Origin of the sequence: Flavonifractor porci (assembly GCF_037572415.1) — a bacterium.
In the GTDB taxonomy this organism is placed as follows: domain Bacteria; phylum Bacillota; class Clostridia; order Oscillospirales; family Oscillospiraceae; genus Flavonifractor; species Flavonifractor porci.
Genome location: NZ_JBBHLB010000026.1, coordinates 1 through 15,981, shown reverse-complemented (window position 1 = coordinate 15,981; position 15,981 = coordinate 1). Strand labels below are relative to the sequence as shown.

Genomic DNA, 15,981 nt, shown 5'->3' with positions numbered 1-15,981 from the left:
CCACTTCAATTAAGTACTATTCTACTTCTTTCCCCTCGGAAATGTGATTTGTTTTGACCGGTGCATAATCTCAACCTTTATAACCAAAATTTTCTCACCAGCCCCGTTTATTTTCGTCAAATAGGCAAGGGTAGTGAGGAACTCTCCTGCCCTGCTTGGTATGTCCCCCTCTAATTTCGAGTCCAGCGCAAAAAAGTCTTATGACACACCCCTAACCGTCTGGCTGCCTCCCGTGCTGATATCGCCCCTTGTTTCCACGATAGTTCTATTTGATGAAATTCTTTCGGCCTTACCTTTGGAGGGACACCAAATCGTACCCCTCGATCCTTCGCTGCCGCAATTCCTTCTGCTTGCCGCTGCTTTATAAATTCTCGTTCTGTCTGTGCAACATAGGAGAGTAACTGGAGTACGATGTCAGCAATCAGCGTACCGGTTAAATCACGGGTACTTCTGGTATCCAATAACGGCATATCCAAGACCACAATAAAGACCTGCTTTTCTTTTGTTAAGATACGCCATTGGCACAGAATTTCATTATAATTTCTCCCCAGACGATCAATGCTTTTTACTACCAATACATCGCCTGCTTGCAGTAGATGCAGCAGCTTTTGATAATCTGGACGATCAAAATCCTTTCCAGACTGTTTATCGCAAAAAATGTCTCGCGCCTCAATGCCAAATTCTCGCAAAGCAATAATTTGCCGCTCTTCATTTTGACTTTTCGAGGATACACGTGCGTAACCATATAACTTACCAAATCCCATAAAACGCCTCCGATCGTTGTTATAACTCCATTATAAACGACCAAAAACATTAAAAATACAGGAAGTACTTGCCATTATAAGCGGTTTGAGCAATTATTTAGTGTTGAATTGGAATTTTAATCATTGCATAGTTAGGCCTAGCAATAGAGGCAAACCCTGTCACTCTACTTACTGTTACATTATTGGTTTTAAAGGTGCAGTGTATAATCATCAAATCTCCGTTTGCGTCTCTGCCGCCTACGATCCCCACATGCTCATCACCCGGATAGAATACCAGATCACCTGGCTGGGCCTCATTCCAAGAGATGGGGGTACAGTAGGTGTGCTGCATGTGAGCGCCGCCGCCGTGGCCTATGACGTACTCTCCATCAGTGACATTGTAAAATACCCAATCGACAAATCCACTGCAATCTAGCCCATAAGGCAGGTAGGTTCCCGTAGTTGAGCTGCCGTCTGCCCATACCTTGGTGAGCTGGCCCCACCGGGAGTCCCAGCCAATCACCAGGGACTTCCCGCCCCAGAAGTAGTTGACCTTGCCCACCAGCCTGCAGGCGGTCTCTACTACGGCCCGGCGCTCTGGGTCCAGGTCAGCGGGCAGATCCGCCAGCAACTTCTTTGCCGTGGTGTCGGAGATCGTGAGATCTCCAGCCAAGGTGGCCAGAATACCGGAATTTCCCACCAGTTCGTTCAGCGCCTCATTCTGTTCCTCTGTAAAAGAATAAAACACCCGCATATCATCCGGCGTCCTGGCGGTGATGGTTACAGTAAGTATCCGCTCTGTCCAGGCTGGGGTATCTCCAGAGGCTGGGTGCTCCACCTCTCTGGAGGAGGAGGTCAGCTTTGTCATGTCCCAGAATACTGTACGCAGGGCTTCTACATTTGCCACATCCAGTATCGCCACAGTCGTTCCGTCCGCTGTGCCTGCCGTTTTGACGGCAAACACCGCCAGAATATCAGACCAGGGGGGCGGCTGTCCCTGAATCTCCAGCGTATCATATCCACCATCCGCCTGCATACTGGAGACCTTATCTCACAATTCGCCGTTGATCTGTGCCACCGCCTGAGCGGGAGAGATGGCCCCGGTTGTTTCATCCGACCCGGCAAAAAAGATGCCTAGCGGTGAGGCGAGGATGATGCCGCACAGACAGATGACAACCACCACCGCAATCACCACTCCACCGCCTGCTGTGGCCGCGGCGGCCAGAGCCTTAGCTGCCACGATCACAGCGCGTAGTGTGCGGTTTGCCGCCTGTGCGGCCTGCCTGGCGGTCATACGGGCCACCCTTGCGGCCTTTTGGGTTCGTGCCAACCTGGCTCCCGCCTCCGCCGCACGGCGGGCCTGTCGGGCCGGAAACGCTCTTACAGGCGGTTTCCCACCCGGCTTTCCAATCCCAGCTGTTTTGCGAATGAGATGGCCAGCCGATTTGACCGGCACACCTCGTTCTTTTACTACCGTCTTTGCGGTGCTGCCCATAGCCTGCCTGGAGGCCTCCGCATGAGGCCGGGGCTGCACACGAGAACCACCTGTCTGCCCAGACACCTGCCGTAGCTGCTTGCGGGCCTCTATACCTTGTGGTCGTTTTCCCGAGGGAGGAGCTACCGAGGGACTGTCCTCTCTTGCGTGCAAGCGCCGATCCGGTTTCCCGCTGCGGAGAAGGGTGCCCTGGCGTTCCCGCACAAAGGACGCTTTTCCCTGCTGCAAGGCGCTTGGCGGTGTGGCAGGCGCGGGATCGGCTTGCATCTTCAGATAGGCGTCCTTGGTCTTGATGTTTCTTTTTTGAGGCGTTTGGAGTGCGGACTGCGGCTGGGGGTGGCTTCTGCCCGCACTCTGCGCCCGGAGCGGATCTCCCGCTTCTTTCCCGCGGCGGCGGCCCCTTGGAGGCAGAGTGCCGTCATCTCTTGGTCTTGCCGCTCCTGGCGGATCGTGACGGTCAGGGTATCCGTCCGGGCCTGCATTCTGGGTGTGCTTAGCACCTTTCTTTCGTTTTCCAAGCAGACGCTCAGCCAGCTGCTCCGCCCGTTTGACACCGCTCACCTCGGCATCGCCCAACTGGTCACCGCCGAAGTTATCCCGCTGGCCGTGCTGGGCCGTGTCCCGCAGCTGGCCCCGCAGGCGCTCTGTGCCGTCATCCAGCCCCCGCCGGATCAATTCCTTCGGCGCGGACTTGACCCGTTCTTTCAAAGTGTGCCGCACCTGGGGTTTCTCTTTGATTTTATCGATATATGTCACCTCGATTCAGCAGGGAGGGGCCTTGGCCCCTCCCTGGTTTTATTATGCGGCCAAGTCAGAGGGCTTGGTGGTCATCAGTTTATAGAGCTGCGTATGACGAGGGAAATTGTCCATGAAGGGCACAATGGCGCTGCCGCACTTGATGAGGCCCCGCCCAAAGTCCACATTGGTGATGTAGGAGAGCTGGTTGTCTGAGATGTTCAGCAGACGGGCCAGCTCCAGCCGGTCGGTGCTGGCCTGGTTGAGCATGACCAGGAATTCACTGTTGGCCAGCATGGTCCGGGCCGTGTGGGACTGGAGCAGATCGTCTACATTCTGTGTCAGGCCGGTGCAGCAGGCACCGTACTTCCGCACCCGCTTCCAAAGGGTGAACAGAAAGTTGGCGCTGTACTCATGCTGGAACAGCAGATAGATCTCATCGATATAGATCCAGGTATTCCGCCCCAGGCGTCGGTTGCGGGTGATTCGGTTGAGAAAGCTGTCCAGGATCACCAGCATGCCCATGGAGAGCAGCTGTTTGCCCAGCTTCCGGATATCATAGCAGGCGATGCGGGAGCTCATGTCCACATTGGTGGGTTTGGCAAAGGTGTTGAGACTGCCCTCCGTGAACAGTTCCAGGGCCAGAGCCACGTCCCGCGCCTCGGCCTCCGGCTGGCGCAGCAGTTCCGCGTGGAAGTCCTGGAGCGTGGGGGCCTGGCCCCGGCAGCCGTCCCGCACATAGTCGTGGTAGCACTGTGCCGTACAGCGGTCGATGATAGACTTCTCCTTGGCAGACAGCTTTCCGGCCCCCACAGACTGTTCACAGAGAGAAAGCAGGAACTCCGATTTCAGCACCACGGGGTTTTCACCCTCGCCGTAGCCCTGCTCCATGTCCATGGCGTTGATGTGGTTGCTGGAGGTGGCGGAGATCTCCACCACCTCGCCCCCCAGTCCTTCTACCAGAGGACGGTATTCCGACTCCGGATCGATGATCAGGATGTCATCCTGGGTAGAGAGGGCCAGGGCGGTAATCTCTCGTTTGGCGGTAAAGGATTTGCCAGAGCCAGACACGCCCAGAACAAATCCGTTGCCGTTGAGGAGCTGCTTGCGGTCGGCAATGATGAGATTTTTACTGATGACATTCTGGCCGTAGTAGATGCCGCCCCGGTCCCGGATCTCCTGGGCTTTGAAGGGCATGAGGACGGCCAGGGCCTCGGTGGTAAGGGTGCGCAGGGCGTCGATCCGCCGCAGACCCAAGGGGAGGGCGGTGACAAGGCCCGCGTCCTGCTGCCAGTTCAGAGTGGTCAGCTGACACAAATGCTTGCGTGCGATGGACTGGAGGGTCTCTGTGTCGCTGTCCAGCTCCTCCTTGCTGTCGGCCAGATGCACCAGAGTCACCACGGCGAACATCATCCGCTGATCCCGTGTGGTTAGATCATCCAGCATTTCCCGCGTCTCTTTCCGCTGCTGCTCCAGGTCGTAGGGCACCACCGCGGAGAAGTTGTTGTTGCTGTTCTGCCGCCGCTGCCAGTTGGTGACGTTGGTCTCCACCCCCAACAGGCGGTTCTGCATCTCACGCACGGCCTCATCGGTGGGGACAGGGATCACGTCGATGGACAGCATCATGGTGCGGTTCAGGCTGGTAAGCTCATTGATCATGGAGTCCTTGATGTAGCTGGCATACTCCTTGAGGAACATGGCCCGGCCATATTTATCGCCCATGATGAAGTGATCCTTCCGAAACTCCATGCTGTCCGGGCAGATGGTGTTCTTGAAGGAGCGTCCTGTTTTCATGCACTCCCGCAGGTCGATATGGAACCGGGACTCCTCGCCCACTCGGTAAAAGTCGTGGAGCACACGCAGCCGCTCCACCGCGTCCAACTCCTCGCAGTGGGAATCCAGGTGATTGAGCCGGGTGGTCACATCATTCATGACTCGGTCGAAGAAGGTCCGGGCCTCCTCAGGCGTTTTCTTATGGGTGGAGACGGTGACATATCGCTCCTGCACCATGCTGTTGGAGGAGTCGGTGACCTTGTCAAGCAGCATGGCGTTGTACTCCGAACGGCCTCCGTCCAGATGATCCCCCTGGGGCGGGATCAGGATTTCCCGCTCAAAGTTGCGGCGGTTGAGCCGCTTGTTGTTGATGGTGATTTTGGTGGTAGAGCCGGTGTCCAGGGCATTGAGTAGTTCCGAGTAGCCCAGGAACATGGACGTCTTGTCCTCTTTGGAAGCGATGGCGTAATTGATGTCGGAGAAGCGGATGGTTTTCGAGAATTTCCCGCCGAACTGGAAAAGCCCATCCGGCCAGATCCGGCGGATGGGGATGGTGTCCTGAACGGACTTTGGCACCGTAAGGTGCTCCTTGTCCTGCTTCAATGTGTTTTGAAGGGTCTTAATCAAGTCGAATGGCCTCCTTTATCGATGAATGTTCCATGAGTTGGACATAGAGATCGTTTGAACGGAACAAGAGACGTTTGGGCATGAAAAATTCCGAGCGGATATACGCCATGAGAAAGCGTTCCAGCGTCATGCCGTTATAGGTGAAAAAACCACCCAGGGCGAATGGAAACGCGGCCAGGATACACACCCATCCGATCTCGCCTGTTCCAAGCACCGGGTGCAGGCAAAAGTACACGGCCAGCGCCACCAGAACGGCCAGCAGGGCAAACAAAAATTGCCGCAGGGACAGGCCGAAAAATAGACTTTCCTGGTAATTCCGCACCTCTTTATTGATGCGTACCTCCAAGGTATCACCTCCTGCATTTCTGTTTGGTTTTCATGGACAGACCGTTGCAAAGCCTGTCCGGCTATGCTACCATTTGCTCAACTTAGGAAGGGAGTTGAGCGTATGGCATATCTGATGCTCGGGAGCGTAATGATCTTACTCTCCATTGTGTTCCGCCTGGCAGCGGTGTTTCGCCTGACCATCCCACTGGTTTATGCGCTGATCGTTCCCACCGTTTTTCATGAATGGTACTATGCCAATCAAACGCTGGCCAACGTCATCTGGTATGCGCTGCTGGCGGTTGTAGTTCTGTCCTGGGTGGTCTCCCTGGTTCGGAAGGTTCAGGACATCCTGCTCCGGAGGAGAGAGGACAAGATGCTGGAACTCATCGTGCTCAACCGGATGCGGGAGGCCCAAATGTACAGGAAACCAGAAGCGGATGGCGGATATAAGATCCAGGTGGACGACCTGTTTGACGATGATTAACCAAGCCCCATCAATTCCCGGATGATCCGGTCACTCATCTTGATGGAACCAACCAGCACCAGCATATTGAAGATCAACTCGCCAATGTAGTTCCAGACCAGTGTAGCCGGTGCTGTGGAAGCGTCGCCCACAGCGGGCGGGGCGGAGGCAAACTGCGAAAAAATGACGCAGGCCAGCACAATGATACAGCCCTCCAGGCAGATGGCGGCATAGCTTTTGAGGAAAGCGACGCCGATGCTGCTGGAGGGCTGTCCCGCGAAACTGGCCAGGGGGATAGGCGCGATGGCGGTGGCCATGTAGAGCTTGAAAAAGCGGGAGTAAACGGTCAGGATCATAACGAGGGACAGAACCCAGATAAACAGGGAGCCCAGCAGAGTCACCGCCCAAAGGGGGATGGACTCCAACAGTCCCACGCTTTCAATGGCGGTAATGAGTTCTTCCGGCAGTGTGGTGGGTGACATGGCAGTCATGCCGGATGCATCCATGATGGTGGAGATTGCCCCCTGGGCCACTCGGAACAGGGCGTTCATCAGTTCCATGCCGTAGGTCACTGCCGCCTGTGCCAGCACAAAGCGGATAAAGCACTTGAAGGCCACCTCCGGGCGCTTAATCTCGGTAAAGCTGCCGCAGGTCTTGACTACGCCCATCACAAAAAACAGCACCAACAGAGCATAGCCAATGGCTTGCAGCGCCCCGTTGATGCTGACGATCACGTTCCAGATCCCGCCGCCTTTGAAGTCCTCTGGGGTTGTGCTGATCAGGGTCCAGATCTCTGCGAGTTTGTCGTTCCAGGTCTGCAGGGCGGAATTCAGATTGTCTACGATCCAGTTTCCACTGCCCAATCACTTCACCTCCCATACAGGCTGTATCTCATGTTGCAGCCACTCCTTTCTCACCCACGGCCCATTCCAGGGCCGTGGGTGTTCTTGCGTTTCTTCCTCATCAGCCGGTGATGAGGGTGAGGATCTCCTTGGTAAAGGTGATCACGATACCACCGGCGATGGTGAGCATGCCATTGGCCCGCTGGGAGGGGTCATGGCTCTTGAGGGACAGGCCCAGCTGGAGGACGCCGAAGCCCAGCAGGATCAGGCCGATGGCTCGAATCAGGGAGAAGATGAACTCGGAAAGGTTGTTGACGACCGTCAGCGGATCGTCTGCGGCAAAGGCTGGGACAACCATAACGGTCAGCGCCAGAACGAGGCAGGAAAACAGGGCGTACAGTTTCCGTGCGCGGCGCTCATACTTACGGGTGGTCAGATCATGTTTCATGCTGCAGTCTCCTTTTCTTTGTTGGTTTCATCGGCAGAAATAACCTGGAAGAACGGTGTGCCTGGAATGGCCGGTGTGGTGTTGTGTCCATGGTGAATATACGGCGCTCCGCCTCCGTCCACGGTGTAGCGGATAGCGGGGTGCTCGGTCAGTTCATACTTTAGGTCCATGACGGGTTTTGCTCCCCGGATAAACAAGATGCAATAGCGATTATCCAACGCACGAACCTCATCGGGGGTAAGCAGCTCCCGTCCGCTCATCTGGAAATTGGTGGAGTAGGAGCCCGATTTGCCCTTGGTCTGCCCATGGGTCTTTGTATCAATGGTGGCCTTGCCCAGGGCCTCGGAGATGTACTTATGGGTGCTCTGCTCGTTGCCGCCCAGATAGAGGATGGTGTCCGAGTTGCCGGGGATGGTCTCCCAGGAGTCCTTGTACAGCTCCTTGATCTGGGCCATGTTCTGAATGATGGTGCTGGAGGAAATGTTGCGGGAACGCATGGTGGCCAATTCACGAGTGTACCCTGGCAGCGGCATGGCTGCGAACTCATCCAATACAAAGTGGACGTGCTGGGGCAGCGCCCCATGATGGATCTGGTCCGCACTGTAATAAAGTGTCTGAAAGGCCTGGGAATAGAGCAGGGACACCAAGAAATTGAAGGTGTTGTCATTGTCCGGGATCACGGCGTAGAGAGCGCATTTCTTTTCTCCCAGGGTATAGAGGTCCATATCGTCGTGGTCTGTGATGGCCCGAATCTGGGGTAGGTTAAAGGGGGCCAGACGAACCGCGGCGGATACCAGGATGCTCTTGGCTGTCTTGCCCGCGCTCTGCTTGAATACTTTGTACTGCCTGAGAGCCACGCTCTCCGGGTTCTCCCGTTCCATGGCCTGGAACAGCAGATCCAGGGGGGAGAGATACTCGTCATCCTCCTCCCGGACCTCCGCGTATTCCAGCACCCGCATGACCATGGAGAAGTTCTGCTCATACTCCGGGGCCTCCTGGAACAGCATGAGGATGATGCCTGGAGGAGCGCCGTCTCGGCTTTGGTCCAAAACGGATCAGATTCGTGGCTGCCCTTTGGTGTGGTAGCCTGGATGAGATTATTAACCAGCTTGAGGACATCTTTTTCATCTCTCAGATAGCGGAATGGGTTATACCCGTCCGACTCCTCCAGGTTGACCAGGTTGAGTACCCGGATGTCATATCCCTTGCTTTTCAGCCACCCTCCGGTGGCTGTGAGCACCTCCATTTTCGGGTCGGTAATGACATAATTGGTGTTGGCCTCCAGAATGTTTGGTTTCACATAGCTGCGGGTCTTGGCCGCGCCGCTGCCGCCAATAACCAGGACGTTGAGGGAGCGGCGGTGTTTGTGGGTGTCTAGGCCCAAGCGGACATGGCGGGTCAGGATCTTGTTCTCTTTTTGGCGGAACATAGCGTTGACCTGCCGGGGAGAGCCCCAGGCGGCGGAGCCGTGCTCCTCACCGTCCCGAGTGCGCCGTTGCTCAGAGACGTAGATACATAGGCCCATGATATAGAGGCCGGTACAGATCAGGATGGACAGCAGGCTTTTGTCTGTCCAATGGATATCCAGCGGGTGCTGGAGCGCCGTTGTCAGATTGGTAAGAAGTTCCGGCAATCCACGCCCCAAGGATTGGGCAATGAGCAATGCGCCCCAGACCACCGGAACATAGAAAAACAGGGCCAGGACAATGTCCCCGGCCCTGGAGCTTTGCTTCAGGAAAACTCACCTCCAGACAAACACAGGGGACTCAGCAGATGGATTCGTCTGCTGAGTCCCCTTATTTATGGTGTGATGACAACACACGGAATGTGCTGTTGTTTGGCATAAGCGATGGTATTTCTGGTTCCACCACGCTCACCCGTATAGACCGCGATCACCCGCCCGGAGTGATCTACCATCCATTCATTGCGGCGCTGGTATGCGGAATAGGAGAACTCCTGACTAATACAGCGCACCAGATCTGCGTGCCGTATCACCTCCACATAACGACTAGTCCAAGACGCACTCCAATGAAGCCCAAAATTTTCATACGGAAGTGCGCAGATCAGCTTCAGTCGGTCATCTGATACTCTGCGTTTAAGAACCAGTTCTGCCGCGCAAATATCTACCCCCTTTGCCATACCTGAAATAAAGGTAGTAAACCCATCTTCTATCGCTCGGTCGATTTCCAGTCCTAATCGTACACATAACTGTTCTTCTGAGATGTTCAGCTTTTCTGGTCTGTGTCCCGTAAAGCAGCAACGGTGCTGCCGTAGTTCTTGCTCATGCATAAACCACTCCTCCTTCGGCGTAGACTATAACATTATCTAATGTAATAGTCTATACCTTCGAGTGAGCAATTCCATATTATCTAACTATAGCATTAGATAATAGGAGCATGAGATATGGTGAAACTGAATGTGTTGGAATTGCTGGAGAAACAGGGCAGGACAAAATATTGGCTCTATAAGCAACTTGGAATGAGCTATCAGAATTTCAACCGAATGGTAAACAATGAAACTCAGTCTATCAAATTGGAGAGAATTGAAACCCTGTGTTTATTGCTAAACTGCACACCAAATGACTTGTTTGTAATCGATTGTGAGTGTGAACATACTCCCCAACAGTAGGGGCATTATCTCTGTTTGGGGCGTCCTTTTTGTCTGTTTCTGGCCGGAGCCGCTTTGTGCTGCCGATTTAGCTGCTCCCGGTACCCCTTCAGCTGTGCCAGAACAGAGGGGCGCTCATGGGTCGTCTCCGTACTGATTTCGCTCTTGGAGATACTGGAGCTGCCGCTGATACCGGCCAAGTCGAACTCCGACCGAGACTCTTTTTTTGGCGTTTTTTCCTCCCGAATCTGTGAATCCCGCACGGGAGCTTGCTCCTTGGCTGGTGTACTCTGGCGATCCTGCGGAAGGTATCGGATGCGCTCAAAAATGAGATTGGCGCGCTCCAGCTCTGTGACTGGCATGGCCACATCTACCACCTTGCCGCGACCATCCGAATCCCGGATGACAGAAAATAGGATCTTCTGTTTGACTGCCCTCTGCTTGAATGCCTGATACTGTTCCGGCGACATGGGGAACATTCGGATATCCCGTGTCTCCCGGAGCATTTTTCCCATGTTGACCTTCCCGGACAGGGTCTTGTGATGCTTTGCCAAAGCCAGCGTGATGGCCAGTAGATTTTTGAGAGCGGACGCGCCCAGCCGAACCGTTACTTCTGTGCCGGCCAACATCATGCGAACCATCTGGTCGGCAGCCTCACCGCCTCCGATGTTCATCGTGTTCCACCTCTTTTCCTCTTGTTTCGGTTTTGCGGATATCTTCTTCCATCTGCTTACTTGCCGTCTGGATTTCCCGGCACAGGGCCAGCTTTTTGCGTTCTGCGCGGATCTGCCGGTTTAGCTCGGCAAGCTGGTTATACACCTCCGTTTTTTCTTGTGTCAGATGCTCTGGAGAGAGACTGCACTGTTCCAATAGGCACACGGCTTGCATGTAGCGGGCAAACTCTTCCTCCATGCCGGACAGCCCCTTCTCATAGCATACCTTGGCCGGTGCCAGGGCCTCCACATCCGCCAGGGCGTCGTACAGCGCCTGCCGCTTCTTTTTGCGCACATTGAGGATGGTGCGCTGCTTCATCAGATCGGCCAGTGTTTCCTCTGTGCGGCTTTGATAGGCGGTCAGTTCGTCAGTGGTGGAAATGTTGTTCTCTCGCAGGAAAGCAAACTGTGTCCGGTACTGCTCAAATTTCATGACTTCCTGCCGCAGGTGCGGCGTCATCCTGGGGGGATACTGTCGCTGTTCGATTTTTCCCAGCAGGTAGAGATAATGAACGTACAGGGCCAAAAAGCCCGTGTATTTGGGGTGTCTGCGGTAGGGACGAAACATAGGCCTGTCAGCAAAAGCGGCCCGTTGACCCGTCTCGATTTCCTCCAAATTGCCCAGGATGGCGGCACGGATACCGTCCTCTGTGAAGGCGGCATTTTTTCTGCCTGGATACTGAAACCGCTCCTGCCCCCGCAGACGGAATCCCAGACGGTTTCCGTGGCGGATCTCGTAGCCCTTGTGCTCCATGAGCAGGAAGAAGTGTCCCAGGTCATTGGCGTCCTCAATGGACTCCCGGAGATCCGCCTCCAGCATGGAGCGGAAGGTGGGTTGACCCTTGGATTGACGTAGCCACTCCACATAGCTCATGGATTTGGAGGTCTCTCCGGATAGGATCACGGAGAGGCCGTGCTCCCGGCACAGCCGGTCTGAGATGGCCCGGATCTGGCAGTAATAGCTTCTGGCATTGCTATGATATTTCTCGCCGGTGTCCGCGTTCACGGAGTTGAACACAATGTGTGAGTGGATATGCCCCCGATCCACATGGGTGGCAATTACCGCCTCGTAACCGTTCAGATGCTCCGCAGCGAAAGTCTTGGCAATTTCCAGAGCCAGCTCGGGAGAGATTTCGCCGGGCTTGAAGGACTGGACAATATGGTAGTACTGGACGCCCCCCATGTTTTCGGTGTCCCGTTTGGTCTCCAGCATCTGACGGCACTCCCGGCCTGGTTCACAGCCCTGATGGGCTGTGAGGATCTTCTGCTCCGTCTTATCGCCGTTGAGGATGTAGTCGATCCCGATATCCAACCGACCTTTTCGAGCCAGGATCTTGGTGACAGCCATTACGGATTGGCCACCTGGTACATCAACTCATAGACTTTATCTAGCAGGAACAGTCCACGCCTGGCATCCTCTGCCGTGGCGATACCGGCATTGACACTGCGGGCAATCTGGTTGATGTTATTGCCGATGTGATGGATCTCCGTGCGGAGGTCCTTGATTTCCTGGGAGGGTCTGGCCCGGATCGGAGTCCCATCGATGAGCCGGACGATATAAGCCCGTTTGCATAGTCCGCAGAGTTTGGCCTGACGGCAGAGCTGCTGATACTGCTCCGCCGTCAGCTCGATGTGCAGATGGTGTTTTTCTTTTGGGAGCCCCAAGCGTGCCTCCTTTCTGCGGCTCTGCCGCAAACCTTCCGCCTGCAGGCGGCATTGGGGTCAGGGGTTTCCCCTGCAAGCGCGCAAAATGTACATTTGCGCTATGCTTGCCCAACGCCGCCCCTGGCGGCGTTGTCTAGGCCCCGCCGAAGCGGGGCCTTTTCTCATGCGGTAGGTGGATCATAATCCAGGCAGGCAGAGCCTGCCAACTCCTCGAAAAAGAAAAATCACCGCTCTGGGCCAGAGCGGTGACGCCTACCTTGCAGGCTGGAATGCTCAATATTCCTCTGACATGATCATCTCCATACAAGGGTGTCTATGTTAGCACCCTGAAGGTTAAAAAAATCCGGGCAGGGTGTCTATTGTGACACCCTGCCCAAACTACAATATACTACCAGAAAACTCATCAAGGACAATCGGCAGACAGTACGCCGTCACACACCCTGGGCCAGTTCCCGCGCAATCCGTTCTTTGGACAGGGCGGCATAGGCATCCGTAACCTCGATGCCAGTGGCGGAGTAACCCTCCAGCACGGCAGCCAGCACCGTGCTGCCGGAACCGGCAAAGGGGTCCAGAATATGTCCGCCCGGCTCGGTGATCTTCACCACATCCCGCATGAGCTGCAAGGGCTTTTCCGTCAGGTGGATGCGGTTCTGGGGATTGCCATACTTGAATACGCCGGGCAGACAGGGGACAGGTCTGCTGATAGGCATATCCCCGTTGGAACCCCAGACAATGTACTCAGCCTGCTGGCGGAAACGGCCCTTCTGGGGACGGCTGTTGCCTTTGTCCCAGACAGCGGTACCGCGCCAGATCCACCCCGCCCACTGGAGCGCATCAGTGGCTGCGGGGAGCTGCCGCCAGTCGATAAACATGCACACAGGGGCACCGGGTTTACAGACCTTGCGGGCGTCATAGAGCCATTCAGCGGCCCAGCGGGTCCAGGATCGCTGATCCTTGGAGTCGCCATCAAAGGGAGGGGGTGCGCTTTCCCCCATGCTGGAATATTTCTTGTCGGTGGACTTGTTTTTCTCCGCCTGGGTTCGACCCCCAGAGGCATAGGGGGGATCGGTGATGACCGCATCGAAGGTATTAGGGGCAAACTCGCGCAGGACCTTCAGTGCGTCGCCGTGGATGATCTCCCAGTTGGGATGAATCGCAGTGATGTTATCGCTCATAGGCATGTTTCTCCTTCTTTCCTTTGGATTGATTTTGGAGCGCGGGCAGAGCCGTCTCCACATATTCGCTGATGATACACAGCGCCTCATGGTAACTGTGGCAATTCCCTCCGGTGATGCGGTCACACATCTCTTTGGCTTGGTCACCCATACCATGCTCCCGGAGCGTTCTGGACGCTGCCCCCATCAGGTTGAAGATGTTACCGTCTTGTTCAATCAGCGAACAGTACGGTTTTGCTCGCTCCTGCTGGTTCGGCTGATCCAGGAAACCACCCAGCCGATTGGGCACATAGTCGGACAGCCAAGTGCTGCCAAACTGGCTGTGTGCCTGAATCCGCCACATCGCAAGCTTTCCCACATTCAGCTGTACCCCCTCAAAAGAGAACAGCAGGTTTGTGAGACCGTCGTGCTGGAATGTGGCCGCATGTTCAAATTTGGTGCCATTCAGCAGGATTCCTTCCTGGGTGAGCAGATCATTGATTCCGTCCACCCATTCCTGAAGGTCGCCGCCGCAGCCCTGGAGGATCAGCCCTTCCTCATCGGTCATGTGCCGCAAGTCCTCCGTGGTCTTTTCTCGGATCATTTGACCTCCTCGCGCTTGGCGCTTTTCTTTCTTCTGGGCGAAGTGCGTCCCTTCGTTTTCAAATCGGTTACCACTGGGATATCCAGTTTATTGGCGCGATGGATCTCCGCCCACATCCCTTCCGTGACCGGTCCATAGACATTGACCTGCTGGCACTTTTCTACCAGCCGAAGGCCCATCTCCCGTGCGGCCTGATCCTGCACCGGATCGCCCGGATCTGCGATGGGCGGGAACATGAGATGGGGGCAGACTGGGATGTCGCCCGCCTGAAAGACTTCCTGGGCTTTCTGTCTGGCGAACGCAATGTTTTTCTCTACCTCACCTCGGAGGGGTGCGCAGATGTACACCAATTGGGGTCCGTGGTCTTTTGCCGGGACTTGAATGCGAAAAGTCTCCACATAGTCGCTGGCCATTCGCCGGAGCTGCCGGTAGTCCTCCTGGGAGGGATGGTAGGCATACCAATCGATCCGGTCACCATCTACCCAAATATGCGGATCAACGCCATCCCGCAGGTAGGGGTTGTTGGGGATCTTCTGTTTTCCCCATACATCCTTGAACCGAAGAGTCAGCTTGTCCACCACACCCTGATTGCTGTCCAGCAGCGTCAGACGAAGAGCTGCATAGTGATCCGCATGGCCCAGTGTAACAAATTCAGCCCTCACCTGACGGTTTCTGTCCAAGCCACCCAGGCAAGCACGGCCTACAAAGACCGGATCATGGATTACAGCCCCGTCCGCAAACAGTTTACGGAGTTCCTGCTCAAAAAAGTTGCTCATCTGCTCATCTCACAGCCTTTCTGTTTCTTGGGGGGAGAAGGAGCTGGCTGTTGAGGAGCCAGTTCGTCTCGGGACGAATCCCGGATCACAGAACGGTTTTTCCCGCTGATCACCAGAGTATCCAGTGTATCGTTGCGGATCTCCTCACCGCTGATCACCAATGCGCTACCTGTCAGACGCACATCCCCGGATACTTTGCCATAGACCGCGCAGTGGCCGGACAGAATGGGAACGCCCATGGTATCCTTGTCATTGAGGATCATAGAAAACCCGGAGGCCCTGGCAGAGGCGCTGAGCACAGCGCCGCGTATATAGGCATTGTCCTCTACCCGCGCATGGCCGGAAAGGACAGCGCCCATAGAGATATAAGCGTTGTCGCAGACAACCGCCTCTCCGCGCAGAACAGCCCCCTTGTCAACATAGGCGTCATTGCAGGCAATGGCATCGTCAAAGATCCATGCGGTATCGTCCGGCTCAAAGGAAAGGTTGCTCTCGCTCTCCACGAAACCACCTAAATCACCGGCTCTGACCTCCGCACTCACATCTCGGAGTGCCCGGATACGATGAAGGAAGGGATACTTTTCGTGCGAGATCTCCGTGATCTCATATTTCTGATTGCTCGTTGTTCTCATCTCCTTTTTTATGCAGCATTTTGGAACAGACTCTCCTGCGCATCTTCCAAACGAAACTCCTCGTCAATGTCGGAGAAGGTCTCTCTGCGATTGAATTTCTCGCTCACCTTGTTGGGTAAGGCCTGCAGCTCCAACATCCGTTCCCACAGGTTTGGGTGGTAGTCATAGAGATGGCGCAGTTCTTTTCTTTTGGCGTTAGGGCAGAACCAGCAGCCCCCGCGGTTTGTAAATGTGTAGACAGGCGAAAGCAGCCCTGCCTGATATGCTCCCCCTATAGGAGACAGTGAAATAAAACACTGCTTCTATAGGGGGAGATATTTATGTCCAGAAGTAAGGTGGCATACGAGAAGAAAATAGAGATTGTAAGGGATTATCTG

At 55.2% G+C, this 15,981-nt stretch carries 18 protein-coding genes and 2 pseudogenes; 2 read left to right on the top strand and 18 right to left on the bottom strand.

The annotated features are described in order from the left end of the window. Nucleotides 1–170: 170 nt before the first annotated feature. From WHJ28_RS15860 to WHJ28_RS15840, 5 genes are all read right to left on the bottom strand, one after another. Nucleotides 171–764, bottom strand: coding sequence for a recombinase family protein (locus WHJ28_RS15860; RefSeq protein ID WP_340043011.1), 594 nt, complete (start codon nt 762–764; stop codon nt 171–173). A gap of 97 nt (nt 765–861) precedes the next feature. After that, the gene (locus WHJ28_RS15855) at nt 862–1,779 is read right to left on the bottom strand and encodes a C40 family peptidase (protein WP_340043010.1); all 918 of its coding nucleotides are present in this window, start codon (nt 1,777–1,779) and stop codon (nt 862–864) included. A 15-nt stretch (nt 1,780–1,794) separates the two neighbouring features. Then, nucleotides 1,795–2,946 carry a hypothetical protein gene (locus WHJ28_RS15850; protein ID WP_340043009.1) on the bottom strand — a complete coding sequence of 384 codons (1,152 nt, stop codon included), beginning with the start codon at nt 2,944–2,946 and terminating at the stop codon, nt 1,795–1,797. Between the two features lie 90 nt (nt 2,947–3,036). Further along, nucleotides 3,037–5,373: a VirB4-like conjugal transfer ATPase, CD1110 family gene (locus tag WHJ28_RS15845; RefSeq protein ID WP_340043008.1), complete on the bottom strand. Its 2,337-nt coding sequence runs from the start codon at nt 5,371–5,373 to the stop codon at nt 3,037–3,039. Beyond that, nucleotides 5,366–5,719, bottom strand: coding sequence for a PrgI family protein (locus WHJ28_RS15840; protein ID WP_006574299.1), 354 nt, complete (start codon nt 5,717–5,719; stop codon nt 5,366–5,368). The genes WHJ28_RS15845 and WHJ28_RS15840 overlap by 8 nt, the downstream gene beginning before the upstream one ends. A 102-nt stretch (nt 5,720–5,821) precedes the next feature. Between WHJ28_RS15840 and WHJ28_RS15835 the strand changes: the two genes are divergently transcribed. Next, nucleotides 5,822–6,184 (top strand): molecular chaperone GrpE, encoded by a 363-nt coding sequence (locus WHJ28_RS15835; RefSeq protein ID WP_340043007.1) that lies wholly within the window; start codon nt 5,822–5,824, stop codon nt 6,182–6,184. Here the strand turns inward: WHJ28_RS15835 and WHJ28_RS15830 are convergent. From WHJ28_RS15830 to WHJ28_RS15810, 5 genes and pseudogenes are all read right to left on the bottom strand, one after another. Then, the gene (locus tag WHJ28_RS15830) at nt 6,181–7,026 is read right to left on the bottom strand and encodes a VirB6/TrbL-like conjugal transfer protein, CD1112 family (RefSeq protein ID WP_006574297.1); all 846 of its coding nucleotides are present in this window, start codon (nt 7,024–7,026) and stop codon (nt 6,181–6,183) included. The two genes, WHJ28_RS15835 and WHJ28_RS15830, sit on opposite strands and share 4 nt — an antisense overlap. Before the next feature lie 100 nt (nt 7,027–7,126). Next, a complete protein-coding gene (locus WHJ28_RS15825; RefSeq protein WP_006574296.1) occupies nt 7,127–7,453 on the bottom strand; it encodes a hypothetical protein in 327 nt (108 codons plus the stop codon). Further along, a complete protein-coding gene (locus tag WHJ28_RS15820; RefSeq protein ID WP_340043006.1) occupies nt 7,450–8,502 on the bottom strand; it encodes a VirD4-like conjugal transfer protein, CD1115 family in 1,053 nt (350 codons plus the stop codon). The genes WHJ28_RS15825 and WHJ28_RS15820 overlap by 4 nt, the downstream gene beginning before the upstream one ends. Nucleotides 8,503–8,507: 5 nt before the next feature. Continuing rightward, nucleotides 8,508–8,882 (bottom strand): annotated as a pseudogene (locus WHJ28_RS15815) (type IV secretory system conjugative DNA transfer family protein); the annotation flags it as partial. A gap of 371 nt (nt 8,883–9,253) precedes the next feature. Next, nucleotides 9,254–9,742: an SLOG family protein gene (locus WHJ28_RS15810; protein ID WP_340043005.1), complete on the bottom strand. Its 489-nt coding sequence runs from the start codon at nt 9,740–9,742 to the stop codon at nt 9,254–9,256. Nucleotides 9,743–9,856: 114 nt separating this feature from the next. Between WHJ28_RS15810 and WHJ28_RS15805 the strand changes: the two genes are divergently transcribed. Then, nucleotides 9,857–10,081 carry a helix-turn-helix domain-containing protein gene (locus WHJ28_RS15805; RefSeq protein ID WP_006574432.1) on the top strand — a complete coding sequence of 75 codons (225 nt, stop codon included), beginning with the start codon at nt 9,857–9,859 and terminating at the stop codon, nt 10,079–10,081. A 5-nt stretch (nt 10,082–10,086) separates the two neighbouring features. Here the strand turns inward: WHJ28_RS15805 and WHJ28_RS15800 are convergent, their stop codons facing one another. From WHJ28_RS15800 to WHJ28_RS16560, 8 genes and pseudogenes are all read right to left on the bottom strand, one after another. Further along, nucleotides 10,087–10,734 carry a DUF3801 domain-containing protein gene (locus WHJ28_RS15800; RefSeq protein WP_340043004.1) on the bottom strand — a complete coding sequence of 216 codons (648 nt, stop codon included), beginning with the start codon at nt 10,732–10,734 and terminating at the stop codon, nt 10,087–10,089. Next, a complete protein-coding gene (locus WHJ28_RS15795; RefSeq protein WP_340043003.1) occupies nt 10,715–12,121 on the bottom strand; it encodes a relaxase/mobilization nuclease domain-containing protein in 1,407 nt (468 codons plus the stop codon). The genes WHJ28_RS15800 and WHJ28_RS15795 overlap by 20 nt, the downstream gene beginning before the upstream one ends. Continuing rightward, the gene (locus WHJ28_RS15790) at nt 12,121–12,438 is read right to left on the bottom strand and encodes a plasmid mobilization protein (protein WP_087378833.1); all 318 of its coding nucleotides are present in this window, start codon (nt 12,436–12,438) and stop codon (nt 12,121–12,123) included. The genes WHJ28_RS15795 and WHJ28_RS15790 overlap by 1 nt, the downstream gene beginning before the upstream one ends. A 431-nt stretch (nt 12,439–12,869) precedes the next feature. Beyond that, a complete protein-coding gene (locus WHJ28_RS15785) occupies nt 12,870–13,613 on the bottom strand; it encodes a DNA-methyltransferase (RefSeq protein ID WP_325244245.1) in 744 nt (247 codons plus the stop codon). Continuing rightward, nucleotides 13,603–14,196, bottom strand: a complete 594-nt coding sequence (locus WHJ28_RS15780) for a hypothetical protein (protein WP_325244243.1) — start codon at nt 14,194–14,196, stop codon at nt 13,603–13,605. The genes WHJ28_RS15785 and WHJ28_RS15780 overlap by 11 nt, the downstream gene beginning before the upstream one ends. Beyond that, the gene (locus tag WHJ28_RS15775) at nt 14,193–14,972 is read right to left on the bottom strand and encodes a DUF7768 domain-containing protein (protein ID WP_340043002.1); all 780 of its coding nucleotides are present in this window, start codon (nt 14,970–14,972) and stop codon (nt 14,193–14,195) included. Before WHJ28_RS15775 ends, WHJ28_RS15780 begins: the two co-directional genes overlap by 4 nt. Further along, nucleotides 14,969–15,604: a hypothetical protein gene (locus tag WHJ28_RS15770; RefSeq protein ID WP_340043001.1), complete on the bottom strand. Its 636-nt coding sequence runs from the start codon at nt 15,602–15,604 to the stop codon at nt 14,969–14,971. The genes WHJ28_RS15775 and WHJ28_RS15770 overlap by 4 nt, the downstream gene beginning before the upstream one ends. An 8-nt stretch (nt 15,605–15,612) precedes the next feature. Next, a pseudogene (locus WHJ28_RS16560) lies at nt 15,613–15,864 on the bottom strand (phosphoadenosine phosphosulfate reductase); the annotation flags it as partial. Between the last annotated feature and the right edge of the window lie 117 nt (nt 15,865–15,981).